Annotated in this window: 1 tRNA gene and 2 rRNA genes; all 3 read left to right on the top strand. The window is 36.9% G+C overall.

Features of this window, described 5'->3' with window-relative positions:
- Window positions 1–112, top strand: a 23S ribosomal RNA gene (locus C6348_RS18780); the annotation flags it as partial.
- Between the two features lie 61 nt (window positions 113–173).
- Window positions 174–289: ribosomal RNA gene (gene rrf, locus C6348_RS18775) — 5S ribosomal RNA — on the top strand.
- Window positions 290–1,087: 798 nt separating this feature from the next.
- Window positions 1,088–1,163: transfer RNA gene (locus C6348_RS18770), tRNA-Val, on the top strand.
- Window positions 1,164–1,213 lie beyond the last annotated feature (50 nt).

Genomic DNA, 1,213 nt, shown 5'->3' with positions numbered 1-1,213 from the left:
CCATTCCGCAAGGAAGTAAGATCCCTGAAAGATGATCAGGTTGATAGGTCTGAGGTGGAAGCGTGGTGACACGTGGAGCTGACAGATACTAATAGATCGAGGACTTAACCTATATTCTAATGTGAAGCATGAACATTGTTATCTAGTTTTGAGAGAACATTCTCTCCATCAGGTTTGGTGGCGATAGCGAAGAGGTCACACCCGTTCCCATACCGAACACGGAAGTTAAGCTCTTCAGCGCCGATGGTAGTTGGGGGTCTCCCCCTGTGAGAGTAGGACGCCGCCAAGCTTTTCTAAGGATCAGTTCCATACGGAACTGGTCTTTTTTGTGTTTTTTGAAAAAATTACTTCTATTAAATCACTTTGTAAAGTGAGAAGTGATGATTTAGTAAATGCCTCATCGATAAGTTGATCTTTCCGTCCGTCTCACTTTCATGTATTTTCATTGAACAACGCAGCTGTTGTTGTGGGTCGGCCGTTCAATTCGTTTAGGATGAAGATCAAAAGCATAGAAAGCAGCTAAAAAGAATTTTCTTTGGCAGCCAGATACAGAGGACTGTTTAGAGACACACTAGAGGACTGAGTATCGCCAAAGAACATAGAACACCTACAGTTGAATTTTTCGCTCTAAGTAAGAACAAGAAAGAATCAATAACTAGCTTGTTACCCTTAGTAACACTTTGATATTGAAGATAGTAAAGAAACAGCATCATTTAAGGATATTTTTACATGAGAATGATTTCTCAGAAAAATAAAATAATAAAAGAATTCTTTCTCTAAATGATTTGTATGAGAAGATATATTGAATAAAATAAGCATGTAAAAAGCTTGAAAAGGGTAATTTCACATCAATAAAGCTTTATTAGAGCCCTTTTTAACAAAAAAACATAAAAAGATGAAAAAAAGACTTTTAAAATGATGAGACAAGTGGTAGAATTCTTTAGGTGCCTTAACGAAAAGATGAAAAAACAACGTTAAAATAAATTCAAAAATTATTTTAAAAAAGTCTTTACAAACAATATCTTATCGTTATATAATACTATTTGTCGGATCGAGAGACATTCGAAATGACAACACAACACAATATGGAGGATTAGCTCAGCTGGGAGAGCATCTGCCTTACAAGCAGAGGGTCGGCGGTTCGAGCCCGTCATCCTCCACCATATTTATTCTTACATAATGTTAGGATAGATAAAGCCGGTGTAGCTCAACT

This window comes from Bacillus sp. YBWC18 (assembly GCF_002998775.1).
GTDB lineage: Bacteria > Bacillota > Bacilli > Bacillales > Bacillaceae > Bacillus.
The sequence above is the reverse complement of the archived record's forward strand: the minus strand, read 5'-3'. Positions and strand labels throughout refer to the sequence as shown.